The organism is Erythrobacter neustonensis (assembly GCF_001663175.1).
Classification (GTDB): Bacteria; Pseudomonadota; Alphaproteobacteria; order Sphingomonadales; family Sphingomonadaceae; genus Erythrobacter; species Erythrobacter neustonensis.
The window spans coordinates 1,554,705-1,580,153 of sequence record NZ_CP016033.1 but is presented as its reverse complement, the minus strand read 5'-3'; the positions used below and the strand labels follow the sequence as shown (position 1 = coordinate 1,580,153).

19 protein-coding genes and 2 riboswitches are annotated in these 25,449 nt (G+C 66.4%); of the genes, 8 read left to right on the top strand and 11 right to left on the bottom strand.

The window, feature by feature from the left end; all coding sequences use genetic code 11:
• Positions 1 to 149: 149 nt before the first annotated feature.
• The 5 genes from A9D12_RS07355 to A9D12_RS07335 all read left to right on the top strand — a co-directional run bounded on the left by A9D12_RS07355 (position 150) and on the right by A9D12_RS07335 (position 5,476).
• Positions 150 to 1,502 (top strand): M24 family metallopeptidase, encoded by a 1,353-nt coding sequence (locus A9D12_RS07355; protein WP_068350702.1) that lies wholly within the window; start codon positions 150 to 152, stop codon positions 1,500 to 1,502.
• A 72-nt stretch (positions 1,503 to 1,574) separates the two neighbouring features.
• Positions 1,575 to 1,904 (top strand): TFIIB-type zinc ribbon-containing protein, encoded by a 330-nt coding sequence (locus tag A9D12_RS07350; protein ID WP_068350701.1) that lies wholly within the window; start codon positions 1,575 to 1,577, stop codon positions 1,902 to 1,904.
• 139 nt (positions 1,905 to 2,043) lie between these two features.
• The gene (locus A9D12_RS07345; RefSeq protein WP_068353960.1) at positions 2,044 to 3,537 is read left to right on the top strand and encodes a CoA-acylating methylmalonate-semialdehyde dehydrogenase; all 1,494 of its coding nucleotides are present in this window, start codon (positions 2,044 to 2,046) and stop codon (positions 3,535 to 3,537) included.
• 5 nt (positions 3,538 to 3,542) lie between these two features.
• Complete coding sequence (locus A9D12_RS07340) at positions 3,543 to 4,022, top strand: hypothetical protein (RefSeq protein ID WP_068350700.1); 480 nt, start codon at positions 3,543 to 3,545, stop codon at positions 4,020 to 4,022.
• A 143-nt stretch (positions 4,023 to 4,165) separates the two neighbouring features.
• Complete coding sequence (locus A9D12_RS07335; protein WP_068350699.1) at positions 4,166 to 5,476, top strand: lipopolysaccharide biosynthesis protein; 1,311 nt, start codon at positions 4,166 to 4,168, stop codon at positions 5,474 to 5,476.
• Between the two features lie 16 nt (positions 5,477 to 5,492).
• Here A9D12_RS07335 and gcvPB read toward each other — a convergent pair whose 3' ends face one another.
• From gcvPB to gcvT, 4 genes are all read right to left on the bottom strand, one after another.
• Positions 5,493 to 7,013 carry an aminomethyl-transferring glycine dehydrogenase subunit GcvPB gene (gene gcvPB / locus A9D12_RS07330; RefSeq protein ID WP_231889747.1) on the bottom strand — a complete coding sequence of 507 codons (1,521 nt, stop codon included), beginning with the start codon at positions 7,011 to 7,013 and terminating at the stop codon, positions 5,493 to 5,495.
• 32 nt (positions 7,014 to 7,045) lie between these two features.
• On the bottom strand, positions 7,046 to 8,422 hold the full coding sequence (gene gcvPA, locus A9D12_RS07325) for an aminomethyl-transferring glycine dehydrogenase subunit GcvPA (protein WP_068350697.1): 1,377 nt from the start codon (positions 8,420 to 8,422) through the stop codon (positions 7,046 to 7,048).
• A gap of 110 nt (positions 8,423 to 8,532) precedes the next feature.
• Positions 8,533 to 8,901 (bottom strand): glycine cleavage system protein GcvH, encoded by a 369-nt coding sequence (gcvH, locus tag A9D12_RS07320; RefSeq protein ID WP_068350696.1) that lies wholly within the window; start codon positions 8,899 to 8,901, stop codon positions 8,533 to 8,535.
• A 3-nt stretch (positions 8,902 to 8,904) separates the two neighbouring features.
• Positions 8,905 to 10,056: a glycine cleavage system aminomethyltransferase GcvT gene (gcvT, locus tag A9D12_RS07315; protein ID WP_082925450.1), complete on the bottom strand. Its 1,152-nt coding sequence runs from the start codon at positions 10,054 to 10,056 to the stop codon at positions 8,905 to 8,907.
• 60 nt (positions 10,057 to 10,116) lie between these two features.
• A riboswitch (glycine riboswitch) is annotated at positions 10,117 to 10,226 on the bottom strand.
• A riboswitch (glycine riboswitch) is annotated at positions 10,227 to 10,328 on the bottom strand.
• Positions 10,329 to 10,467: 139 nt separating this feature from the next.
• Between gcvT and A9D12_RS07310 the strand changes: the two genes are divergently transcribed.
• Positions 10,468 to 11,667 (top strand): cation:proton antiporter, encoded by a 1,200-nt coding sequence (locus tag A9D12_RS07310; protein ID WP_068350695.1) that lies wholly within the window; start codon positions 10,468 to 10,470, stop codon positions 11,665 to 11,667.
• Positions 11,668 to 11,877: 210 nt separating this feature from the next.
• On the opposite strand, the gene metH is transcribed toward A9D12_RS07310, so the two are convergent.
• The 7 genes from metH to A9D12_RS07275 all read right to left on the bottom strand — a co-directional run bounded on the left by metH (position 11,878) and on the right by A9D12_RS07275 (position 21,279).
• Complete coding sequence (gene metH, locus A9D12_RS07305) at positions 11,878 to 14,529, bottom strand: methionine synthase (RefSeq protein WP_418251579.1); 2,652 nt, start codon at positions 14,527 to 14,529, stop codon at positions 11,878 to 11,880.
• Positions 14,529 to 15,572, bottom strand: coding sequence for a homocysteine S-methyltransferase family protein (locus A9D12_RS07300; protein ID WP_068350693.1), 1,044 nt, complete (start codon positions 15,570 to 15,572; stop codon positions 14,529 to 14,531). Before A9D12_RS07300 ends, metH begins: the two co-directional genes overlap by 1 nt.
• Positions 15,569 to 16,513, bottom strand: a complete 945-nt coding sequence (gene metF, locus A9D12_RS07295; RefSeq protein ID WP_068350692.1) for a methylenetetrahydrofolate reductase [NAD(P)H] — start codon at positions 16,511 to 16,513, stop codon at positions 15,569 to 15,571. Before metF ends, A9D12_RS07300 begins: the two co-directional genes overlap by 4 nt.
• Positions 16,510 to 17,505, bottom strand: coding sequence for an ArsR/SmtB family transcription factor (locus A9D12_RS07290; RefSeq protein WP_082925631.1), 996 nt, complete (start codon positions 17,503 to 17,505; stop codon positions 16,510 to 16,512). The genes metF and A9D12_RS07290 overlap by 4 nt, the downstream gene beginning before the upstream one ends.
• Before the next feature lie 80 nt (positions 17,506 to 17,585).
• The gene (gene galK, locus A9D12_RS07285; protein WP_068350690.1) at positions 17,586 to 18,773 is read right to left on the bottom strand and encodes a galactokinase; all 1,188 of its coding nucleotides are present in this window, start codon (positions 18,771 to 18,773) and stop codon (positions 17,586 to 17,588) included.
• Positions 18,770 to 19,816, bottom strand: coding sequence for a UDP-glucose--hexose-1-phosphate uridylyltransferase (locus A9D12_RS07280; RefSeq protein WP_068350689.1), 1,047 nt, complete (start codon positions 19,814 to 19,816; stop codon positions 18,770 to 18,772). The genes galK and A9D12_RS07280 overlap by 4 nt, the downstream gene beginning before the upstream one ends.
• The gene (locus A9D12_RS07275; protein ID WP_068350688.1) at positions 19,813 to 21,279 is read right to left on the bottom strand and encodes a sodium:solute symporter family transporter; all 1,467 of its coding nucleotides are present in this window, start codon (positions 21,277 to 21,279) and stop codon (positions 19,813 to 19,815) included. Before A9D12_RS07275 ends, A9D12_RS07280 begins: the two co-directional genes overlap by 4 nt.
• Before the next feature lie 138 nt (positions 21,280 to 21,417).
• On the opposite strand from A9D12_RS07275, the gene A9D12_RS14660 reads away from it, so the two are divergent.
• The gene (locus A9D12_RS14660; RefSeq protein WP_068350687.1) at positions 21,418 to 23,532 is read left to right on the top strand and encodes an alpha-galactosidase; all 2,115 of its coding nucleotides are present in this window, start codon (positions 21,418 to 21,420) and stop codon (positions 23,530 to 23,532) included.
• Positions 23,529 to 25,442, top strand: a complete 1,914-nt coding sequence (locus A9D12_RS07265; protein ID WP_068350686.1) for a beta-galactosidase — start codon at positions 23,529 to 23,531, stop codon at positions 25,440 to 25,442. Before A9D12_RS14660 ends, A9D12_RS07265 begins: the two co-directional genes overlap by 4 nt.
• The last annotated feature ends 7 nt before the right edge of the window (positions 25,443 to 25,449 follow it).

Below are 25,449 nucleotides of genomic sequence, written 5' to 3'. Positions count from 1 at the left end.
CGCCCGGATCATCGCACGCCTACCCGGATGCCCCTGCAACGCTGCGATCAGGCACCGGTCGGCCCGGGGGCAAAACATAGCGAACCGCTTGATACCGGCGCAAGTCCCCGCCACTCTGCGCCCTCGGGTTCGGAAAGGGGTATGGGAATATGAAACGGCATTTCTTTGCTTTGGCAGCAGCCCTTGTGGCCCACCCCGCGCTTGCCGATGCGCCGCCAGCCTTGACCGATACGGAAACCGCGGCCCCCACGCTGCCTGAAATCCAGTCGCCGCGCGAACGTGCGACGCTCGAAAACCGGATCCTTGCCGAACGGCTCGACACGCTGATGCCGCAGATCATGCAAGCCGAAGGCGTGGACATGTGGTTGCTGGTGGCGCGCGAATATTTCGAGGAACCGGTGGTCGCCACCATGCTCGATGCCGAAAACATGCATGCGCGCCGCCGCACCATCCTGATCTTCTTCGATCCCGGGAACGGCAAGCCGGTCGAACGCTTGACGGTCAGCCGCTACGGGCTTGGCGGATTTTTCGCACCGGCGTGGGACCCCGACACGCAACCCGACCAATGGGCCGCGGTGGCCGAGATCATCGCGGCGCGCGACCCGCGCAGGATCGCGATCAATTCCTCCGATCTCTACCAGTTCGCCGACGGCATGACGCTGAGCCAGTATGACCGCATGATGGCGGCGCTGCCCGCTGCGCTGCACGAACGGGTCACCAGCGGCGAAGGGCTGGCGATCCGCTGGCTCGAAACCCGCACGCCTGCGGAAACGGAAATCTACCCCACAATCGTGCGGATCGCCCACGCGGTGATCGGCGAGGCGTTTTCGCGCCGCGTCATCACCCCCGGGGTCACCACCGCCGAACAGGTGCAATGGTGGTATCGCGACCGGTTGATGCAGCTTGGCCTTGACCCGTGGTTCCACCCTTCGGTGGCGATCCAGCGGCAGGGTGCAAAGGGCATGCTGGAAGGCGACGAGGTGATCCAGCCCGGCGATCTGCTCTGGACCGATTTCGGCATCACCTATCTGCGGCTCAACACCGATACCCAGCACCTTGCCTATGTCCTGAAGCCCGGCGAGACCGAGGCGCCTGCGGGGCTGCGCGCGGGTCTCGCTAACAGCAACAAGGTGCAGGATTTCCTGCGCGCGGCGTTCAAGCCGGGACGTTCGGGCAACGAAGCGCTGGCCGAGGCGCGCGCCAAGGCGATTGCCGCCGGGCTCGACCCGTCGATCTATTCGCACCCCATCGGTTATCACGGCCACGGCGCAGGGCCTGCGATCGGGTTCTGGGACAACCAGAACCCCGACCCGCGCGGCAGCGGGCCGATCCGGCCGAACACCGCGTGGTCGATCGAGCTGACCTCCTATGCCGCGGTTCCCGAATGGGGCGGGCAGAAAGTCGACTTCCGCACCGAGGAGGACGCGTTCTTCGATGGCAAGACCGTGCGTTTCATCGACGGGCGGCAGACCGCGATCACGCTCATCCCGTCCGGACAATAGGCAGCGGCCGCCGCACAATCGCCCGATTGTCGGCTTAGGCCCGCAGAATAGGCTGCAATCAAAGGATGACCCATGCCGCTTCTGCTGTGCCCCAACGACAACAGTTCGATGCAGACCGTCGACCGTGACGGGGTGCAATTCGACATGTGCCCGACCTGCCGCGGGGTGTGGCTCGACCGCGGCGAGCTGGAAAAGCTGATGTCGGCGGCGCAGGACAATGCCCCGCCGCCGGCAGCGCCGCAGCGCCCCGTTGCCCCGCCCCCGCCCCCGCCCCACCAGCCGCACGGCGGCTATCGCGGCTATGGCGAGGCGGGTGAATACGGCGAGCGCGGAGAATATGGCGAGCGCGGGGAATATGGTCATCGCCGCAAGCGCAGTTCGATTTTCGACATTTTCGATTGATCGCGCAGCGGTGCCGCGCAGCCTCGCGCTCAGCCCCCAAGGCCAGCACTTTTGAGGGGAGCGGCAAGGCTTGCAAGCCTGCCGCGCGGGGGGCATTGGGGCGGCAGAGACAGGAGATACCCCCCACATGACCCAGGCCCTGCGGCATATCGATCACTTCATCGTCGGCCAGTCCCCCGCGCCCACGCGCAAGCACGCTATCTGGAACCCCTCGACCGGCGAAGTGCAGGCCGAAGTTGCCCTCGGGGATGCCGCGCTGCTCGCCCGCGCGGTGGAAACCGCCAAGCGCGTCCAGCCCGCGTGGGCCGCGACCAACCCCCAGCGCCGTGCGCGGGTGATGTTCGCCTTCAAGGCGCTGGTCGAAGCGGAAATGCAATCGCTCGCCGAACTGCTTTCGAGCGAGCATGGCAAGACCGTTCCCGATGCCAAGGGCGATATCCAGCGCGGCCTCGAGGTGATCGAGTATGCCTGCGGGCTGCCGCAGATCATGAAAGGCGAATACACCCACGGCGCCGGGCCGGGGATCGATGTCTATTCGCTGCGCCAGCCGCTCGGCATCGGCGCCGGCATCACCCCATTCAATTTCCCCGCGATGATCCCGATGTGGATGTTCGGCATGGCCTGCGCGGCGGGCAATGCCTTCATCCTCAAGCCTTCCGAGCGTGATCCCAGCGTGCCGGTGCGGCTTGCCGAACTGTTCCTCGAAGCCGGCGCGCCCGAAGGGCTGCTTCAGGTCGTTCACGGCGACAAGGAAATGGTCGATGCGATCATCGACCACCCCGATATCGCCGCGATCAGCTTCGTCGGCAGCTCGGACATCGCGCAATATATCTACGGCCGCGGCGCTGCGAACAACAAGCGCGTGCAGGCCTTCGGCGGCGCCAAGAACCACGGGATCGTGCTGCCCGATGCCGATCTCGATCAGGTCGTCACCGATCTGACGGGAGCCGCCTTCGGCTCGGCGGGTGAACGCTGCATGGCGCTGCCCGTGGTGGTGCCGGTGGGCGAGGAAACCGCCGAGCGATTGAAGGAAAAGCTGCTGAAATCGATCGCGGCCCTGCGCATCGGCGTCTCGAACGATCCCGAAGCCGATTATGGCCCTGTCGTCACGCCCGAACACAAGGCGCGGATCGAACAGTGGATTACCACTGCTGAAGAAGAAGGCGCGGAGATCGTCGTCGACGGGCGCGGGTTCAGCCTTCAGGGCCATGAAAAGGGTTTCTTCGTCGGCCCCACGCTGATCGACCACGTCACCCCGCAGATGCGCTCGTATCAGGAAGAAATCTTCGGCCCCGTGCTGCAGATCGTGCGCGCGGCCGATTTCGAGGAAGCGGTGCGCCTGCCGTCTGAACACCAGTATGGCAACGGTGTCGCGATCTTCACCCGCAACGGCCACGCCGCGCGCGAATTCGCCGCGCGGGTGAACGTGGGCATGGTCGGCATCAACGTGCCGATCCCGGTGCCGGTCGCCTATCACAGCTTCGGCGGGTGGAAGCGTTCGGGCTTTGGCGACATCGACCAATACGGCACCGAGGGCCTCAGGTTCTGGACCAAGAACAAGAAGATCACCCAGCGCTGGCCCGATGGCGCGCAGGACGGATCGAACGCCTTCATCATTCCGACGATGGGATAAACGATATGAACCGGCTTACCCTTCTCGCCCCTGCGCTCACGCTCATGCTGGCTGCATGCGGCAGCGAAACCGCCGAGCCGCCCGCAGCCCCGGCGACCGCCGAGGTCGTCACCGCGGATACCGAAGGCACGCCGGGCGATATGGCCCCGGCCGCCCCGCCCGCAGCGACGCTGACCGCGATCCCGGCGGCATTCCACGGCGTATGGGATGCCGAAAGCGGCAGTTGCGAGCCGGCATCGGATATGCGGCTGGAAATCGCCACAGGCACGATCGGCTTCTATGAAAGCGAGGGCAAGGTCACCACAGTCACCCCGCAGGCCGATGGCAGCGCGGCGGTCGACCTCGCGATGACGGGCGAAGGCGAAAGCTGGAACATGGGCATGGTGCTGAGCGTGCGCGGCGACGGCGATGGCCGCCGCCTCACCGTTCGCGACACCGGCGCAGGGACGAGCGAGGCACGCACGCTGAAGCCCTGCCCTGCCTGATCGCAGAGCTGCATCGCGTGCGGCGGCGGACCGCCGCGCGCGATCCCGCTTGGCTAAACCCGCAATTTGCGGTTAAGGGCGCGATCATGCTTACCTCGCCCCTGCCCGCCTCGGCGCATCGCTGGGCCTGCGCCTGACACGCGATGCAGCGGGTTTTCGCCAATATGGGCTGGCTCTTGGGCGGGCGCGGGTTCAACGCGGTGCTCAGCCTCGTCTACCTCGCGATTGCCGCGCGCACGCTGGGAACGGTCGGCTTTGGCCAGATGGCGCTGATCATCGCGCTGGGCCAAGCGGTCACGGGTTTTTCGAGCTTCCAGACCTGGCAGTTCATCGTGCGTTGGGGCGCTGATCCCGACAATCCCGGGGTCGATATCGCCCGCGCACGCGAGGCAACGGGGTTCGCGGTCGCGCTCGATCTCGTGTCAATGATCGGCGGCACGATCGCGTCGGCGGCACTGGTGCTCAGCGCGCCGCTGTGGCTCGACGTGCCGCCCGATCTCATGTGGCTGACCTTCTGGTATTGCGTGATTTCGGTGATGACGATCCGCACCACGCCAACCGGCATGCTGCGGCTGCATAACGAATATGGCCGCGCGACCGGGGCCGAGGCGGTGCAGCCGATCATCCGCGCGGGCGGTGCGGGCCTTGCATGGTGGCTGATGCCCGATGTGACCGGCTTCATCCTCGCCTTTGCCGCGTCGGAAATCGGCACTGCGGTTTCGCTGTGGTGGGTGGCCGCGCGGGTGCAGCCCGTCAGCCTCGCCTCGGTCAGTTTGAAGGCGATCCCGGCGCGGTATGACGGGGTGTGGCGGTTCGTGCTTTCGACCAACCTGTCGGGCAGCCTTGCGGTCGCGGGCAAGCAGGTGATGATCCTGCTCGTCGGCACGTTTGGCGGGGCCTATCTGGCGGGCGGTTTCCGGATCGCCAACCAGCTCGGCGTGGCGCTGATCGCGCTGGCGCAGACGATCTCCAAGGCGATCCTGCCCGAACTGGTGCAGTCGCGCGACGGCGCGGTCGAGATGGCGCGGCGCATGGCCAACATCGCCGCGATTGCCGGGGTGACTGCGGTGATCACCGCGATCCTGTTCGGCCGTCCGGGCCTTGCGCTGATTGCCGGGCCGGAATTCACCGGGTTTTACTGGGCGATGATCATTCTCTCCATCGCCGGCGCGGTCGAGTTGGTGGGGGCGAGCCTTGAGAGCCTGCTGATTTCGGCGGGCAAGGCGCATGTCGCCTTCCTCGTCCGGCTGTTCCCCACGATCCTTGCGCTGGTCATGCTGCAAATGGCGATCGAGTGGAAAGGCGCGCAGGGCGCAGGCTTTGCGGTGCTGGGGTCAAGCCTGCTCGCGGTGGTCGGCTTCTATGTCGCGATCGTCAACCTGAAGCAGTTCAGGCTGGTGGTCGAACCCGAAGACAAAGGGGCGGACACACCGCCCGCCCCTCCCTTGCCGTAAACCTTCCGGTTGCCGCTTACCCCTCGTAAGCCAGCTTCGGCTTGCGCGCCGCGCCGGTTTCGTCGAGCCGGCGACGCGGCGAATAGTAAGGCGCCTGCTTCAGTGCCTCGTCCCCGCCGAGCGCACGCTCCACCACGGCGCGGAACGCGGTGATGAACTGGTCGATCGCGGCCTTGCTCTCGGTCTCGGTCGGCTCGACCAGCATCGCGCCGTGCACCACCAGCGGGAAATAGACCGTCATCGGGTGATAGCCCTCATCGATCAGTCCCTTGGCGACATCCAGCGTGGAAAGCCCGTTGGCGAAATCCTTGTCGCCAAACAGCGCCTCGTGCATGCACGGCCCGCTGGCACCGAACGGCGCGTGGAGAATGTCCTCCATGCTGCGCAGGATGTAATTGGCGTTGAGCACCGCGTCTTCGGCGACCTGCTTCAAGCCATCGGCCCCGTGGCTGAGGATATAGGTCAGCGCGCGGGTGAACATCCCCATCTGGCCGTGGAACGCGGTCATCCGGCCAAAGGTCGGGCCGCATTCATCGCCATGCTCTTCCTCGACCAGATAGAACGCGCCCGCATCGTCCTTGCGGACAAAGGGCAGCGGGGCATAGGGCGCGAGCGCTTCGGACAGCACCACCGGCCCCGAACCCGGTCCGCCGCCGCCGTGCGGGGTGGAGAAGGTCTTGTGGAGGTTGATGTGCATCGCATCGACGCCAAGGTCGCCGGGGCGCACCTTGCCGACGATGGCGTTGAAATTCGCCCCGTCGCAATAGACGTAGCCACCAGCTGCGTGAACCGCATCGGCGATTTCGCGGAAGTCCTTTTCGAACAATCCGCAGGTGTTGGGGTTGGTGATCATCACGCCGGCAACATCCGGCCCCAGACGGGCCTTCAAGGCGGCGACATCGACGCGGCCTTCGGGCGTCGCGGGGATATCTTCCACCCGGTAACCCGCGAAAGCTGCGGTCGCAGGGTTGGTGCCGTGCGCGCTTTCGGGCACCAGCACGACCTCGCGCGCATCGCCGCGGGCTTCGTGCGCCGCGCGGATCGCGAGGATGCCGCACAATTCGCCATGCGCGCCCGCCTTGGGGCTCATCGCGACCGCGGGCATCCCGGTCAGCGTGCACAGCCAGTGGCCCAGCTGATGCACGACTTCTAGCGCGCCCTGCACGCTCGACTGCGGGGCGAGCGGGTGGATGTCGGCAAAGCCGGGAAGCCGCGCCATCTTCTCGTTGAGCCGCGGGTTGTGCTTCATCGTGCAGCTTCCGAGCGGGAAGAAGCCGAGGTCGATGCCGTAGTTCTGCCGCGACAGCCGCGTGTAGTGGCGCACGGTCTCGGGTTCGGTCAGACCGACGAGGCCGATCGCGGCGCTGCGGGCAAGGCCGCCCAGCCGGGTCGGTGCGCTTGCATCGACCTCAGGCAGATCGACGCCGGTCACGTCCGCGCGGCCGATTTCGAACAACAAAGGTTCTTCGAGCATCAGCCCGCGATTGCCGGTGGTGGTGACCGGGCCGCCGTGGAACCCGTCGGCGGCGGCCTGCATCTCGGGCTTCCAGCCGCTCTTGTTGGGGGCGTTCACTGTGCAGTCTCCTTGATGGCGGCTTCAAGTTCGGCGGCGAGACGCTCGATGTCCTCTTCGGTGGTGGTTTCGGTCACCGCGACCAGCAGCCCGTGTTCGAGCGCTTCGACGCCCGGATAGAGCCGCCCGAGCGACACGCCGCCAAGCACGCCGCGATCCGCCAGATCGCGCACGATTGCGCGCGCGGGCTTGCCGCCGAGCATCACAGTAAATTCGTTGAAGAAGGCGCGGTTCAGCACCTCGACCCCCGGCACGCGTGCCAATCGGTCGGCGGCAAGGCAGGCGAGGCGGTGGTTTTCCGCCGCAAGCTGCCTCAGGCCCGTCTCACCCAGCAGCGTCATATGGACGCTGAAGGCGAGCGCACAGAGGCCGGAATTGGTGCAGATGTTGCTGGTCGCCTTTTCGCGGCGAATGTGCTGTTCGCGGGTCGAGAGCGTCAGCACGAAGCCGCGTTTGCCTTCCGCATCGGTCGTCTCGCCGCACAGCCGGCCCGGCATCTGGCGCACATGCTTGGGATCGCGCACGGCGAACAGGCCGAGGTAAGGCCCGCCGAATTGCAGGCCGACGCCCAGCGACTGGCCTTCGCCCACCACGATGTCGGCGCCCATTTCGCCAGGGCTCCGACAAGCGCCCAAAGCGACAGGCTCGGTGTTGACCACCACCAGCAGCGCGCCCTTGGCATGCGCGGCTTCGGCCAGCGGGGTCAGATCGCTGATCCGCCCCAGGATATCGGGATATTGCACCACGACGCAGGCGGTCTGATCGTCGATCCGCGCGATCAGCCCGTCGAAATCGGGCTCCGCGGTGATCGCGGGCAGCGCGTCGGCGATTTCGTCGCCGGTGAAGTGCGCCATGGTCTTCACCACCTGCGCATAATGCGGGTGCAGCGCGCCCGAAAGCACCGCGCGCTTGCGCTTGGTCACGCGGGTCGCCATCGCGACGGCCTCCCAGCACGCGGTCGAGCCGTCATAGAGCGAGGCATTCGCCACCGCGCAGCCATAGAGGCGCGCAACCTGCGTCTGGAACTCGAACAGCATCTGCAGCGTGCCCTGCGCGATTTCGGGCTGGTAGGGCGTGTAGGCGGTCAGAAACTCGCCGCGCTGGATGATGGTGTCGACGCTGGCCGGGACATGGTGGCGGTATGCGCCCGCGCCGATGAAGAAGGGCACGTCGCCCGCGACCAAGTTCTTTGCCGCCAGCGCCTTCATGTGGCGCTCGACCGCCATCTCGCTCGCATGCATCGGCAACCCCTGGATCGGGCCGTCGAGCCGGGCGACCTCGGGCACATCGACGAACAGGTCGTCGATCGCCGAAGCGCCGATTTTTGCCAGCATCGCTTGCCGGTCGGTATCGGTCAAAGGAAGGTAGCGCATGGGAGAGGGGTGTCCGTGGCTGGGAAGGTCAGGAAGGCGCGTGGCCGGGTCTTGCGGGCCGATCGGTGGACGTGCCGGCGGGGAAACCTGCGCCCCCGCCCGCGCCGTCTCTAGAGATCCTCGATGAAGGCCTTGTAGCCGTCTTCGTCCATCAACGCGTCAAGCTCGGCTTCGGCGGCGATGGTCATCTTGAAGAACCAGCCGCCGTCTTCGGGCGAGGTGTTGACCAGCGAAGGGTCTTCCTCAAGCGCGGGGTTCACTTCGGTGATCTCGCCCGTGATCGGGGCGTAGACGTCGCTCGCGGCCTTGACGCTTTCGACCACGGCGGCATCCTTGCCCTGTTCGATCATCGCGCCGACTTCGGGCAGTTCGACGAACACGATGTCGCCCAGCTGGCCTTGCGCATATTCGGTGATGCCGACCGTGGCGATATCGCCTTCAACGTCGATCCATTCGTGTTCATCGGTGTAGTAACGCATGGGTCAATTCCCCCTGTAGTAGCGGTGCGGGACAAATGGTGTGGGCGAAACGGTGGCGGCAAGGCGCTTGCCGCGCACTTCCACTTCGAGCGCGGTGCCGATGGCCGCATGTTCGGCAGCGACATAGGCCATTGCGATCGGCGCTTGCAGCGTGGGCGAAAAGCCGCCGCTGGTGACGATCCCGATCTTCTCGGCGCCGTTGAAGACTTCGGCGCCTTCGCGCGCGGGCAGGCGGCCTTCGATCCGGAGGCCGACCCACTTGCGGCCCGTGCCTTCGGCGATCTCGCGGTTGATCCGCGCGGCACCGGGGAAGCCGCCTTCACTGCGGCGGCGCTTGTTGATTCCGAAGGTGAGCCCCGCCTCGATCGGCGAAGTTTCGGGGGTCATGTCGTGGCCGTAAAGCGGCAGGCCTGCCTCAAGCCGCAGCGAATCGCGCGCGCCGAGCCCGATCGGCTCGACTTCGGGTTCGGCGCAGAGCAGATCCGCGATTTCGGCGGCAGCTTCGGCGGGCAGCGAGATCTCGAACCCGTCCTCGCCGGTATAGCCCGCGCGCGCAATGGTGACATCGTGGCCTGCAAGCTGGAACCGGCCGAACTTCATGAAGGTCAGCGCCGACAGCGGATGCTCGCCGGTCGCGTGGCGGGCCAGCGCTTCGGCGGCCTTGGGGCCCTGCAGTGCCAGCAAGGCGCGGTCATCGAGGTAGTTCATCGTGATGTCGTCAGGCAGCGCCTCACGCAGCGTCCCCATGTCGTCCCACTTGGTCGCGCCGTTGACGACAAGGTGAAGCGCATCGGGCCAGCGCGAGACCATCAGGTCGTCAAGCACCCCGCCCTCTTCATCGAGCAGCAGCGAATAGCGTTGCTGACCGACTTTCAGCGTCGACAGGTCGATCGGCAGCACGGCTTCGACCGCGGCATCGAGACCCGGGCCGGACAATAGCAGCTGGCCCATGTGCGACACATCGAACAGGCCCGCGTTCTGCCGCGTCCAGTTGTGTTCGGCGACGATCCCGCCGTGCGGCCCGGCATACTGGATCGGCATGTCGTAACCGGCGAAGGGCACCATCCGCGCCCCGCGCGCACGGTGCCACGCATCGAGCGGCAGCGGCTCAAGCGCGATGTCTTCGACGAAATCTTCGGTGTCTTGATCGGTCACGTGGGTGTCCCCGGGAACAGAATACGGCAGTCCGGCAGCGCGCGAAGCGCCGCCACAATAACTGCCCCCTCTGTCGGGTGACCTGAGAGCTTCGGCAGGCCGCAAAGACGACCAACCTCCCCTTCGGTGGCCTTTTGCCATACCGGCAAAAGACGCTTTCCAGAGTGTCACGCAGCCGAGCGGTCCGTTGGCCTGAGAGTTTCCGGGGCGGTTGCTCCTTCGGCGCCTTTGCCCCCGATCAAGGGTGCATCGGGCTCTCCCGCTCGCCTGCCCGCGCCAGAATCACTCCCGGCGCGGAAGACGATTTCGCCCTGCCCATATTGCTGCATCGCGTCAATCGGCGAGGCGCAGCTTTCTCCGGTGAAAACCCGTTTGCGCAAGGCAGGGCGGCTGAATAGACAGGCGGCCGCGATGAACCTCACCGAAGTCTACCTGATCGCGCTGACGATCATCTTCGCCGTCCCCTGGCTGGTATGGCGCGTGGCGCGCACCGATCACTGGGCGCCGCTGGTGGTGGTGCAGATCGTCGGCGGCATCCTGCTTGGCCCCGGGGTGCTGGGCGCGGTGTTCCCCGATTATTACGCCTTCGTCTTCCGCCCAGACGTGATCACCGCCTTGAACGGCGTCGCGTGGTGGGCGGTGATGCTGTTCGTGTGGATCGCCGGGATCGAACTTGACCTGTCGCAGGCCTGGAAACACCGCGGCGAGACGGGGCTGACCGCCGGCCTCGCGCTCGGCGTGCCGCTGCTCGCGGGCACTGCGGCGGCGGCGGTGATCCTGCAATTTCCCGGCTGGCGCGGCGCGAACGGCGAATACTGGCAGGCGCTGCTCGGCATCGGGATGGCCTGCGCGGTTACCGCCCTGCCCATCCTCGTGCTGCTGATGGAGAAGCTGGCTATCCTGCGCGAAGCGCTGGGCCAGCGGATCCTGCGCTATGCCAGCTTGGATGACATCGCGATCTGGGGTGTGCTCGCGCTGATCCTGCTCGATTTCGACCGGCTGGCGCGGCAGGCGATCTTCATTGCCGGCTTTGCGGTCGCCGCCTTCCTGATCCGCCGCCTGATGGCGCGGATCAACGAGGCCGACCGCTGGGCGGTGGGGCTGATCTGGCTCGCGGTGTGCGGCTTTGCGGGCGACTGGTCGGGGCTGCATTACATGGTCGGCGCGTTTCTGGCGGGCGTTGTGCTCGATGCGAAGTGGTTCGGCCACGAGGCGATGGACCGGTTCCGCAACACCGTCCTGCTGACGATCATGCCGGTGTTCTTCCTCTCGACCGGCCTGCGCACGCAGTGGGAAGGCGGCGGGCTTGCCGTGTTCGGCGTCGCTGCGCTGCTGCTGGCGGCAGCGGTGGGGGGTAAGCTCCTGGGCGTCCACATCGCCGGACGGCTGCTGGGCTGGAGCCGCACCGAGGCGAGCCTGATCGGCTGGCTGCTCCAGACCAAGGCGCTGATCATGATCATCTTCGCCAACATCCTGCTCGACAAGGCGGTGATAACCCCCACCACCTTCACCGCGCTGCTGCTGATGGCGGTGGGCAGCACGATGCTGACCAAGCCCTTCGCCACCCCGCTGATCGCGAAGCTGGGCGAACGGGTGAAGGCCGAGGCCTGATTCGCCGCCGCCGCCTGCTTTCGTTCAGCTTGGACTTGCCGAAGCTGAAGCATGAGACGCTTGAGACACTGTCCTGAAAGCGAAAAGTCGCCGCCCGCAGGTGTGCGGTCGGATGGCGGAACATAATGGGCGGCGCGCAGGGTCATGCCGTCGATCCTGCGCGCCGGAAGGCGAGTAGGAAAGCCCGCCCCGGCCGTGCCGCCCCAAAGGTCAGTCGAGGTTGGGCCTCAGCCAGCGTTCGGCCTGTTCGACGCTCACCCCGCGCCGTGCGGCATAGTCTTCCAACTGGTCGCGGCCGACGCGGGCGACACCGAAATACTGGCTTTCGGGATGACCGAAATAAAAGCCCGAAACCGCCGCAGTCGGCCACATGGCGAAGCTTTCGGTCAGCGTCAGCCCGGCATTGGCGGGCGCATCAAGCAGGTCGAACAGGATCGGCTTCAGGCTGTGATCGGGGCACGCAGGGTATCCCGGCGCAGGCCGGATGCCGCGATACTCCTCCTTGATCAGCGCCGCATTGGTGAGCTGTTCACCCGGCGCATAGGCCCACAGCGTGGTGCGCACGTGCTGGTGGAGCGCCTCGGCAAAGGCTTCGGCAAAACGGTCGGCCAGCGCTTTCAGCAGAATGTCGGAATAATCGTCCTTGTCCGCCTGGAAACGCGCCGAATGCGGCTCGATCCCGTGAATGCCGACCGCAAAGCCGCCGATCCAGTCGCCCGCCGGGTCGATGAAGTCGGCCAGGCACATGTTGGCCCGGTCGCGGCTTTTCTTGACCTGCTGGCGCAGGAAGGGAAGGCGCACATGGCTTCCGGTTTCGGGCAGGTGGATCGTCACATCGTCGCCGTCGCGCGCGCAGGGCCACAGCCCGGCAACGCCGCGTGCGGTGAGCCACTTCTCCGCGATCACCTGGTCGAGCATCGCATTGGCATCGGCGAACAGCTGCGTCGCGGTTTCGCCCACCACCTCGTCGGTGAGGATCGCGGGGTAGTTGCCGTGCAGTTCCCACGCGCGGAAGAACGGCGTCCAGTCGATGAAGTCGCGCAGGTGCGCCAGATCCCAGTCGGCAAAGACATGCAGGCCCGGCTGTTCGGGCGGCGCGGGCTTGTCCGAAAGGAAGGCGTCGTAGAAATTGGCCCGCGCTTCCTCGATCGGCAGCAGCACGCTTTGCGACTTGCCGCTGCGCGCATCGCGGACGTGGGTGTATTCGTCGGCGACCTCGGTGACGTAATCGTCGCGCTGGGTGTCGGAGAGGAGCTTGGAGGCCACGCCCACCGCGCGGCTCGCATCGAGCACATGGATCACCGGCCCTTCGTAAGCCGGGTCGATCTTCAGCGCGGTGTGGACCTTCGATGTGGTCGCCCCGCCGATCAGCAGCGGCATGGTCATGCCCGCACGCTGCATTTCCTCGGCGACCGTGACCATCTCGTCCAATGACGGGGTGATGAGGCCCGACAGGCCGATCATGTCGGCCTTGTGTTCCTGCGCCGCGGCAAGGATCGTGGGCCAGGGCACCATCACGCCAAGGTCGACCACGTCATAGCCGTTGCACTGGAGCACCACGCCGACGATGTTCTTGCCGATGTCGTGAACATCGCCCTTCACCGTCGCCATGATGATCTTGCCCTTGGCCTTGCGTTCCTCTTCGGGAAGCAGGTCCTTTTCCGCCTCGATGAAGGGGATGAGATGGGCGACCGCTTTCTTCATCACGCGCGCGGATTTCACCACCTGCGGCAGGAACATCTTGCCGCTGCCGAACAGGTCGCCGACCACGTTCATGCCGTCCATCAAGGGGCCTTCGATCACTTCGATCGGGCGGCCGCCCTTGGCAGCGATTTCGGCACGCATGATTTCGGTGTCGTCGACGATATGCGCGTCGATGCCCTTGACCAGCGCGTGTTCCAATCGCTTTGCGACCGCCCAGCCGCGCCATTCTTCGGCGGCCTTTTCGTCCGCGACGCTCTTGCCCTTGAAGCTTTCGGCAAGCGCGATGAGGCGTTCGGTCGCGTCGGGATCGCGGTTGAGGATCACGTCCTCGCAGGCATCGCGCAAGGCGGGGTCGATCTGGTCGTAAACGTCCAATTGCCCTGCGTTGACGATCGCCATGTCGAGCCCGGCGGGGATCGCGTGGTAGAGGAACACCGAATGCATCGCGCGGCGCACCGGCTCGTTGCCGCGGAAGCTGAAGGAGAGGTTGGAGAGGCCGCCCGAGTAATGCGCATGGGGGCACAATTCGCGCAATTCCTTCACCGCCTCGATGAAGTCGACGCCGTAATTGTTGTGCTCCTCGATGCCGGTGGCGACCGCAAAGATGTTGGGGTCGAAGATGATGTCTTCGGGCGGGAAGCCTTCACCCACGAGCAGGTCATAGGCGCGCTTGCAGATTTCCACCTTGCGCGCCTTGGTGTCGGCCTGCCCCGTCTCGTCGAAGGCCATGACCACGGCGGCCGCGCCGTAATCCATGCAGATCCGCGCGTGTTCGAGGAACTGGGCTTCGCCTTCCTTCATCGAAATCGAATTGACGATCGGCTTGCCCGACACGCACTTGAGGCCCGCCTCGATCACGTGGAATTTCGAGCTGTCGATCATCACCGGGACGCGGGCGATATCGGGCTCGGCGGCGATCAGCTTGAGGAACGTCGTCATCGCGTGGACCGCGTCGAGCAGCCCTTCGTCCATGTTGACGTCGATCACCTGCGCGCCGTTTTCGACCTGCTGGCGCGCGACTTCGACCGCGGCGGCATAATCGCCCGCCATGATCAGCTTCTTGAACGCGGCCGAACCGGTGACGTTGGTGCGCTCGCCGATATTGATGAAGCGCGCGGAGGAGGAGGTCTGGGTCACTTGCAAACTTTCACTTCGGATCAGGCGGCGATGAACGCTTCGAGCCCGGCGAGCCGCATCTGCGGCGCGGGCGAAGGCACCGTGCGCGGTTCGCTGTTGGCGACTGCGCGGGCGATCGCGGCGATGTGCGCCGGCGAAGATCCGCAGCATCCGCCAAGGATATTGACCTGTCCGTGATCGGCCCAGTCCTTGACCAGCCCTGCGGTCGTCTCGGGCATCTCGTCATATTCGCCAAGCTCGTTGGGCAGGCCGGCGTTGGGATAGATCATCAGCAGCGTGTCCGCGATCTGCGAGAGCACCTTGACGTGCGGGCGCAGCTGATCCGCGCCGAAGCTGCAATTCAGCCCGATGGTGACGGGGTTCGCATGGCGCACCGCATACCAGAAGGCCTCGACCGTGTGGCCCGAGAGGTTGCGGCCCGACAGGTCGGTCAGCGTCATCGAGATCATCACCGGCACTTCCCGGCCCAGATCGCGCTCGAGATGCTTGACTGCCATGATCCCGGCCTTGGCGTTCAGGGTATCGAACACGGTTTCGATCAGGATGAAATCGCATCCCCCTTCGATCAATGCTTCGGCCTGTTCCTTGTAGACCGCGACCAGTTCGTCGAAGTCGATCTCGCGGAAACCCGGGTCTTCGACATCGGGGCTGAGCGAAAGCGTCTTGTTGGTCGGCCCGATCGCGCCTGCGACAAAGCGCGGGCGGCCATCCTTCGCGGCGTATTCATCGGCCAGTTCGCGCGCGATCTGCCCGCTGGCGACGTTGATTTCGCGCACCAGACCTTCGGCGGCGTAATCGGCCTGGCTGATGCGGTTGGCCGAGAAGGTGTTGGTCGAGACCACGTCCGAGCCGGCATCGAGATAGGCGCGGGTAATGTCCGCGATCACATCGGGCCGCGTCAGCGCGAGAATGTCGTTGTTGCCCTTCTGGTCGGCGCTGAGGCCAAGATCGCCCGCATAATCCGCCTCGGACAGCTTGCGGTTCTGGATCTGCGTCCCGAAGGCGCCGTCGAAAATCAGCACGCGGCTCGCAGCGGCGGCCTGGAGTTGTGCGCGGGCGTTCATGCGTTGTCTCCGACGCTTCCGGTTTCTTGGGGGCGTTTGCCGAGCATGTGGCAGATCGCATAGGCGAGCTCGGGCCGGTTGAGGGTGTAGAAGTGGAAATCGCGCACCCCGCCCGCGTAAAGCCGGCGGCACAGTTCGGCGGCGACTGTGGCCGCGACCAGCTGGCGTGCGGCGGGCTTTTCGTCGAGCCCTTCGAAGAGGCCATCCATCCACGCCGGGATCGCCGCACCGCAGGCAGAGGCGAACTTTCTCGCCTGCGCCACGTTGGTGACAGGCAGGATGCCGGGCAGGATCGGCGCATCGATCCCTGCCGCAGCGCACTTGTCGCGGAAGGCGAAGAAGGCTTCGGGCGAGAAGAAGAACTGGCTGATCGCGCGGGTCGCGCCGGCATCGAGCTTGCGCTTCAAATTGTCGATATCCGCCTCCGCCGAGGCCGCATCGGGGTGGGTCTCGGGATAGGCGGCGACCGAAATCTCGAACGGCGCGATGGCTTTCAGCCCTGCGACGAGTTCAGCCGCGCTGGCATAGCCTTCCGGGTGCGGCACGAAGGGCGCGCCCGGTTCGCCCGCATCGCCGCGCAGCGCGACGATGTGCCGCACGCCCGCGTCCCAATATTGTTCGGCAACCTCGCGGATCTCGTCCTTGCTCGCCGCAACGCAGGTCAGGTGCGCCGCCGCCGGGAGCTTAGCCTCGGCAATGATCCGCGCCACGGTGGCATGGGTGCGCTCGCGCGTCGATCCGCCCGCGCCATAGGTGACAGAGACGAAGCTGGGGCCCAGCGGCTTCAGCTGCGTCACCGCGTCCCACAACTGTTCTTCCATCTTCGCGCTCTTGGGCGGGAAGAATTCGAAGCTCACCGCGACATCGCCCGGCAGGCCTGAAAACAGCGGCGTGTCGGTGGCGGTGCGGTATTCGTTGAGTTGGTCGAGCGTCGGGGTCATGTCGCGGATTCCAGAGCGGTGGTCTTGGTGGAAGCGGGGGTAGGAGCGGCGCCGGGGCGGCGGGTGGCGGTCCAGATCTTGACCACCAGCTTGCCCCCATCGAGCGCCTGCGGTGGGCGCGCGGCAAAGCCTGCGGCTTTCAGCATGTCGGCCATCTGCCGGTCGGAAAAGCCCAGCCGCACGTGCTGGTGGCGGGTGCGCAATTCCTCGTGATCGTGGCTGGCGAAGTCGACGATTCCGATCCGCCCGCCGCCGCGCAGCACGCGCGCCGCTTCGGCGAGCGCAGGTGCGGGATCGGCGGCAAAATGCAGCACCTGGTGCAGGATCACGGTGTCGAAACTGGCATCGGCAAAGGGCAGATCGGCAAAATCGCCCTGCACCAGCTCGACACTGCTGGCGGGCAGATGCTGGAGCTTGGCGCGCGCGACGCGCAGCATTTCAAGGTTCTTGTCGAGCGCCACCACACGCTCGGCCGCTTGCGCGAACAATTCGGCGATCCGGCCCGTGCCCGTGCCGATGTCGAGCAGGTGGCCCAGCGGCGCATCGCCAAGCGCATCGGCGAGGCGCGTTTCGACCTCGGCATCGGCGCTGTGCAGCGCGCGCAGATCGTCCCATTCGCCCGCATGGCGCGCAAAATAGGTTTCCGCCGCCGCCTCGCGCGCGTCGCGGATCGCGGCGAGTTTCCTGCGGTCGGCCTCGCACAGCGCGGCAAAGCCGGGTTCCTCGTGTTCGGCAAGGCCAAGCAATTGCTGCACCGCGTCGATCAGGGCTCCGCGCTGTTCGCTCTGCCGCAGGAACACCCAGCTGCCTTCGCGCCGCCTTTCGGCCAGCCCCGCATCGCACAGGATACCGACATGGCGCGACACGCGCGGCTGGCTCTGGCCGAGCACCTGCGCAAGTTCGCCCACCGCCAGTTCCATCGCGCCGAGCAACCGCGCGATGCGCAGCCGGGTGGGATCGCCCAACGCCTTGAAGATGTCCTCGATCAGCATGACCGGGATCATATAAAGATATTTTTATATCTGTAAATCACCCAAGATCGCCGTCCCCGCTTGCCGGTGGCCGAGTCATGTCAGGGCGCGGCGATCGCGCCTGCGCCGCTGGCCGCGCGATAGGTTTCCGCGCGTGCGGGCAGATCGGCATCGACGTTGTAGCGCGCGACCGCATCATCGATCGCGCCTGCAGCATCGGGCGTGCTGACCGCGACCAGACAGCCGCCAAAGCCTGCCCCTGTCAAACGCACCCCGCCCGCATCGCCCAGATGTTCGGACACCATCTGCGCCAGCCGGTCGATCGGCGGGAGCGAGACGGCAAAATCCTGCGACAGCGACAGGTGCGCCTCGCGCATCACGCGGGCGAGCTGCGCGGTGTCGCCGCGGGCCAGCGCCACCGCGACCGGTTCGACCCGCGCGATTTCGCCCACCACGTGACGCGCGCGGCGATAGAGCACGGGGTCGAGCCCGCCCTCGCCCGCCGCCAGCCCGTCCGGATCGAGATCGCGCAGCGCGTCGACCCCGAAATGCGCGGCGGCCGCTTCGCATTCGGCGCGGCGCTGGTTGAAGGCGCTTTCGGTCAGATTGCGGCGGATGCCGGTGTCGATGATCGTGATGGCGAGCGCAGGGTGCACCGGGATCGGCATGTGTTCGAGCGTGCGGCAATCGAGCAGCAGCGCATGGCCTGCGATGCTCGCGGCCGAGGCCATCTGGTCCATGATTCCGCATGCGCAGCCGACGAATTCGTTCTCGGCCCATTGCGCCGCGCGGGCGAGCGTTTCGGGCGCAAGCCCCAGCCCCGACCAGTCCGAACAGGCGAGCGCGGTCGCCACTCCGAAAGCCGCGGACGAGGACAGCCCAGCCCCGATCGGCACATCGCCCGCGACCGCGATCCGCATCGGCGCAGGTGCGTGGCCGGCATCGATCAGCGCCTGCACCACCCCGCGCACGTGGTTCTGCCAGTTGTTCTGGCCCGGACGGATCGGCGCGGCGGGATCGAAACTGTCGCGCGCGCTTGCCGCCTCGCCCATGTCGAGCGCCACCGTCTCGAACATTGGAGGCCCGCCGCTGCTGCGCGCCGCGGGGCCGGCGGCGACGATGGTTTCGCGGTCGATCGCGCAGGGCAGGACAAAGCCGTCGTTGTAATCGACATGTTCGCCGATCAGGTTCACCCGCCCGGGCGCAGCGTAAAAGCGCACCGGATCGGTGCCGTATGCGGCGCGGAAGCCCCTTGCTGCGCGGGCGATCAGTTTGTCGCGGCGGTTCATGGCGTGTCCTGTTCGTGTTGGGGCCGATAATGCACCGCGCCGCTGACGCTGCGCAACATCTGCGCGGCGCGTTCGGGGGTGAGGTCGCGCTGCGGCTCGCCCAGCATTTCGTAGCCGACCATGAATTTGCGCACGCTCGCCGAGCGCAGCAGCGGCGGGTAGAAATGCGCGTGAAGCTGCCAATGGCGCGTATCCGGCATCCCGAAAGGCGCCTGATGCCAGCCGAAGGAATAGGGAAAGCTGGTCTGAAACAGGTTGTCGTAACGCGTGGTCAGCGCTTTCAAAATCTGCGCGAGGCTGGCGCGCTGCGCATCGGCAAGTTCGGGCAGGCGCGCAACCCCGAAACGCGGCAACAGCAGCACCTCGAACGGCCACGCCGCCCAGAAAGGCACGATCGCGAGCCAATCGTCGTTGATCTCGACCACGCGCTCGCTCGCCGCCTCGCGCTCGGCCAGATCGGTCAGCAGCGCGCTGCCGTGCCGTGCCAGCCAGTCGCGCTGGCGCGCATCCTCGGTGGCGACCTCGTGCGGCACATGCGCGCTTGCCCAGACCTGTCCGTGCGGGTGCGGGTTGGAACAGCCCATCATCGCGCCCTTGTTCTCGAACACCTGCACATTGGCGAAGCGCGCGCCAAGTTCGGCGGATTGCGCCGCCCAGGTGTCGACCACGCTGCGCAGTTGATCGTGGGTCAACAGGGGGAGCGACCTGGCGTGATCGGGGGAGAAGCAGATCACGCGGCACACGCCGGGCGAAGGCTCGGCACGCAGCAGTGGATCGTCACCGGGCGGGCTGCCCGGCGTGTCCTCGAGCGCGGGAAAGTCGTTATCGAACACGTGGACGCCCGTGTACTCGGGGTTCACCGCGCCGCCGATGCGGGTGTTGCCGGGGCACAGGTAACAGGCCGGATCATAGGCCGGCGGCAGCGGGTCGGGGGGCGAAACCTCGCCCTGCCAGGGCCGGCCCATGCGCTGGGGCGAGACCTGCACCCACCCGCCGTTGAGCGGATTGTGCCGGCGGTGGGGGCGGGCGGTATCGGCGCTCATCCAAACGTCTCGTCAGCTGACCGCTTCGCCAGCCCGGCGAACACTTCGCGCGGCGCGAACCGTGCCCGCCCGCCCAGCACAAAGCGGTTGAAGGCGAGCGCCGCGATCACGCTGGTCACCAGCGTCACCACCATGAAGTCGATGTAGTGCAGCCCGATCATGCCCGCAGGCTCGGCGACGAAGCTGAACAGGGCATAGGTCGCAAAGCCCCAGATGACCCCGACAATCGCCGCGCGGCTTTCGACGCCTTTGAACAGCAACCCGACGATGAAGGCCGACAGGATCGGCATCGACGACAGCCCGTTCAATTGCTGGAGGAGGTTGATGATGCTGGTCGCGCTGGCAAACACCGGCACCAGCGCGATGGAGATGACGGTCAGCAGCGCGGTGATGATCGCCGACAAGCGCCAGTGGTTGGCCACCTTGCCCACGAACTTCTCGTGAAAATCGACCGCGTAAAGCCCGACCGCAGCGTTCATCACCGCGGCGGTGTGCGCGATCACGGCAGCCGCGATCGCGGCGGCAAACACCCCCGACAGCCACGGCGGCAGGACCTCGCCCACCAGCCGGCCATAGGCGGCATCGTCGATATCGCCGAACAGCTGGAACGCGGCCACGCCCGGGATCACCACGATAGCGGGGATGATCAGGATCCGCACAACCGCCGCCGCCAGCACGCCTTTGCGCGCCTCCTTCACGTTGGGGGCCGCCATCGCCTTTTGCGTGATCGGCTGGTTGGTCGACCAGTAATAGATCTGGATGAAGATCATGCCGGTAAACAGGGTGTGGAACGGGATCGGACTGTCGGCCGCGCCCACCATCGTCAGCCGTTCGGCCGGAACCCCGCGCGCGAGGTCCCAGTCGACCGCGTTCAGCGCAAGGATCACGATCAGCACCGCGATTGCCAGCACGCCAATCCCCGAATAGGTCTCCATCACCGCCACCGCGCGCAGGCCGCCCGCCATCGTGTAGGCGGCGGCAATCACCCCCAGAAAGCCCGCCAGAGCCATGAGCGGAAAATCGATGCCCGCGGTTTTCAGGAACAATGCCCCCGAATAGAGCCCGGCAGGAAGATAGATCAGCACCATGCCGAACAGGAACAGCGCCGACACCAGCGTCCGGATTCCGCCCCCGCCATAGCGTTGCTCGAGCAGTTCGGTCACCGTCGTCACGCCCGCGCGGTAATAGATCGGCACGAACACGAAGGCGAGGATCAGGAGGCCCACAAAGCCGCTGATCTCCCACCAGGCGAGCAGCAGCATCTGGTTGCCGTTCATGCCCACAAGCTGATCGGTCGACAGATTGGTCAGCGTGATCGCGCCCGCGACGAACAGCCAGTTCAGTTTGCCCCCCGCCAGATAGACGTCCTTGCGGGTGGCGCCCGGATCCTCGCGCCGCAGCGTCGCCCACGTCGCCAGCGCGATGGCCAGCGTCAGCGAGGCGAACACCGCCAGCTGGGTCATGCCCGCTCCCGTAAAGCCCTGTCCCATTTTCCCCGCTTTCCCCTCTCTCTTGCGGCGGTTACAGCGCATTGGCGGGTTGCCGACAAGCCTTGGCGGGACAATCGTCACCGGCGTCTGCGCAAACGGGAGGGAACGCGCGTGGAATTCGTCAGGATCGACGGCGAGCGGCTGACGCTGGTGTTCGCGCTGGAGGTGGGCGGCGCGGCCGATTGCATCTATCTGGGCGCGGCGCTGCCGGATGGCGAGGATCTGGCCGCGCTCGCTGCCGCAGGCGCGCGCGGGCGGCACGAAAGCCAGCCCGATGTGCCCCCGGTGCCGGGGCTGCTGCCCGAACGGAAAGGCGGATGGGGCGGAACGCCGGCGGTGGTGCTGCGGCAGAGCGGAGAAGCCGTTCCCACCGATTTTCGGCTGGACACCTGGCAGGCGCAGCCGGGCAGTCTGGCGCTGACCTTTACCGACGCGAGGCTGGGGATCGCTCTTTCGCAAGGCTGGCAGATCGCGGCGAGCGATGTTGTCGAAGCCCATGCCACGCTTGCCAATCAGGGCGAACACATGTTCGAATTCGAACGCTTGGCCGCGCCCGCGCTGCCGCTGCCGCGCCGGTTCACGCGGATCACCACCCTTGCTGGCCGCTGGGCAGGCGAGATGCGCGAGGCCGCCCGCGACCTTGCCCCCGATGGCTTCATGCGCAGCTCTGCGGCGGGCAAGCCGGGGTTCGGCGGCGGGAACTGGCTGATCCTTCACGATTCCGCCGGCGATGAAGCGCTGGGCGCGCACCTTGCCTTCAGCGGCGACCACGACACGCGGATCGAATGCGACATGCAGGGCAGCGGGGATGGGCGCGCGGTGTTGCAGATGGCCGCGGGCCAGCCCCACGCGCTCGCCCGCCTCGCGCCCGGGTCGGTCGCCGCGACCCCGAAGCTGGTGTTCGCGCGCGCCCCCGACCGTTCGGCGCTGGCGCAGGCTTTCCATGCCTATCTGCGAGGGAACGTTCTGCCACAGCGCGCCGCATGGGGCCCGCGCAAAGTCCACCTCAATTCGTGGGAAGCGCTGGGGTTCAAGCTGTCCGAGGATGCGCTGATGCGCCTTGCCGAGGATGCGGCCAGCCTCGGCATCGAACGCTTCGTGCTCGACGATGGCTGGTTCGGCGGCCAAGAACAAAGGCGCAGGGACGATCGCACCAGCCTCGGCGATTGGACCGTCTCGCGCGATGTCTTTCCCAACGGCCTCGCCCCGCTGATCGCCCGTGTCCACGAACTCGGCATGGATTTCGGCCTGTGGGTCGAGCCCGAAATGATCTCGCCCGACAGCGACCTTTACCGCGCGCATCCCGACTGGTGCCTGCATGTCGAAGCCCGCGACCGCCCCACCATGCGCGGACAGCTCGCGCTCGACCTGTCGCGGCCAGAGGTGCGCGAATATCTGATCGAGCGGCTGGATGCGCTGCTGACCGAGAACACGATCGCCTACCTCAAGTGGGACCACAACCGCGACCTGTTCCCCGATCCGGGCAAGGCGCTGTGGCAGGCGATCGGATTCTATCATGTGGTCGACAGCCTGCGCGAAGCCCACCCGCATGTCGAAATCGAAAGCTGTGCAAGCGGCGGCGGGCGGATCGATTTCGGCGTCCTTGCGCGCGTCAACCGCGTCTGGCCGTCGGACAACAACGACGCGGTCGAGCGCCTCAGGATCACGCCTGCATGGAGCCAGTTCCTGCCATTGGAAGTGCTCGGCAGCCATGTCGGCCCCTCGCCCAATCCGATCACCGGGCGCCGCCTCGCCATGGATTTCCGCGCCAAGGTCGCGGTGTTCGGCCACATGGGGGTGGAGGCCGATCCGGCGCGCATGACCGACAAGGAGCGCGAAATCCTTGCCGTGCATATCGCGCTCTACAAGCAATGGCGCGGGGTGCTGCATTCGGGCGCGCTTCACCGCTTGTCGCACCCCGATCCCGACATCACCGGCATGATGGTGACGCATGAAGGCAAGGCGCTCGCGCTCGCGGCGCAGACCGCCTTTTCGCCCGTCTTCGATGCCGCCCCGCTGCGGCTCGCCGGGCTCGACCCGCAAGCGCGTTACCGCGTCACGCTGCCCGAACCATGGCCGCCGCGCGCGAAACACTACCTCGCCAATCGGGAAACATGGGCAGCGGGATTGACGCTTTCGGGCGCGGCGCTGATGACCCACGGCCTCGCCCTCCCCCTTACCCACCCCGAAACCGCGTGGATCATCGCGCTGGAGGCCATCGCGTGAAACTCGGCTGCTGCTACTATCCCGAACATTGGCCCGAAGACATCTGGGCAGAGGACGCACGGCGGATGCGCGCCATGGGGCTCAGCCTCGTGCGCATCGGCGAATTCGCGTGGAGCCGGATCGAGCCCGAACCCGGGCATTACGACTGGGGCTGGCTCGACCGCGCGATTGAAACGCTGCACGCAGCGGGCCTCAAGGTGATCCTCGGCACGCCCACCGCCACCCCGCCCAAATGGCTGGTCGACCGGATGCCCGATATGGTCGCGATCGACGAACAGGGCCGCCCGCGCGGCTTCGGATCGCGGCGGCATTACTGCTTCAGCCACGAAGGTTATCGCGCCGAATGCCGCCGGATCGTCACCGTGCTGGCGGCACGATACGCAAAGCACCCGGCGCTGCACATGTGGCAGACCGACAACGAATATGGCTGCCATGATACCGTGCTGTCGTTTTCCCACGCCGCCGCTGCCGCATTCCGCGGCTGGTGCGCCGCGCGTTACGGCACGATTGCCGCGCTCAATGCCGCATGGGGCAATGTCTTCTGGAGCATGGAATACCGCTCCTTTGCCGAGATCGACCCGCCGCATCTAACCGTGACCGAGGCGAACCCCACGCACTGGCTCGATTACCGCCGCTTTGCCTCCGATCAGGTGGCAAGCTTCAACCGCGAACAGGTGGCGATCCTGCGCGAAGCTGCCCCCGGCACGCCGATCACGCACAATTTCATGGGGTTCTTCACCGAATTCGATCACCACGATGTGGGCCGCGATATCGATGTGGCGACGTGGGATTCCTATCCGCTGGGGTTCCTCGAACAGTTCTGGTTCTCGCAGGCAGAGAAACGCGATTACCTCAGGCAAGGCCACCCCGATATCGCCGCCTTCCACCACGATCTTTATCGCGGCTGTTCGCCAAAGGAAGCTGGCTCGCGCTGGGGCGTGATGGAACAGCAGCCCGGCCCGGTGAACTGGGCGCGGTTCAACCCGGCGCCGCTGCCGGGGATGGTGGCGCTGTGGACGCTCGAAGCCTGCGCACACGGGGCCGAACTGACCAGCTATTTTCGCTGGCGGCAGGCGCCGTTCGCGCAAGAACAGATGCACGCCGGCCTGCTGCGCCCCGACAGCACCGAAGCCGAAGCCGCGGACGAGGTACGCGCGGCCGCCGCGGTGCTGGATGCGATCGGCCCGCAGGCCTGCGCGCAGGCACCGGCCGCATTGGTATTCTCCTACGAAGCGGCGTGGGTGATCGGCATCCAGCCGCAGGGCCAGTCGTTCCGCTATCTCGAACTGGTGTTCGAGGCCTATTCGGCGCTGCGCATCCGCGGGCTCGATGTCGACATCGTTTCGCCCGATGCCGACCTGTCGGCCTATCGCATGGTGGTGGTGCCGACCTTGCCGATCGTGCCCGATGGCTTTGCCGAAAAGCTCGCTGCGCTATCCTGTCCGGTGCTGCTCGGCCCCCGGTCGGGGAGCAAGACGGACAGCTTCTGCATTCCCGATGGCCTTGCGCCCGGGAACTTGCGCGACCTGACGGGTGTGACCGTCAACCGCGTGGAAAGCCTGCGCGATGGCGTGAGCGAGCCTGCCGATGGCTTTGCCGTCACCCGCTGGCGCGAGGATGTGGTGGCCGATCACGCCCCGGAAATCACCGATGCGGCCGCGCGCGGGGTCGTTTACTACAAGGATGGGGTGCGGTATTGCGCGGTCTGGCCCGACCGCGATCTGCTCGCGCTGCTGGTCGAAAGAATGGCGCACGAAGCGGGTGTGGAACTATGCGATCTGCCCGCCGGAATTCGCGTCCGGCGCACGCAAACCCATGTTTTTACGTTCAATTATTCGGGCCAAAGCGTTTCCTTGCCCGGTTTTGATGCCCCCTTGCCCCCCGCCAGCTGGCATCTAGCCCCCCTCTAGCCCCGTC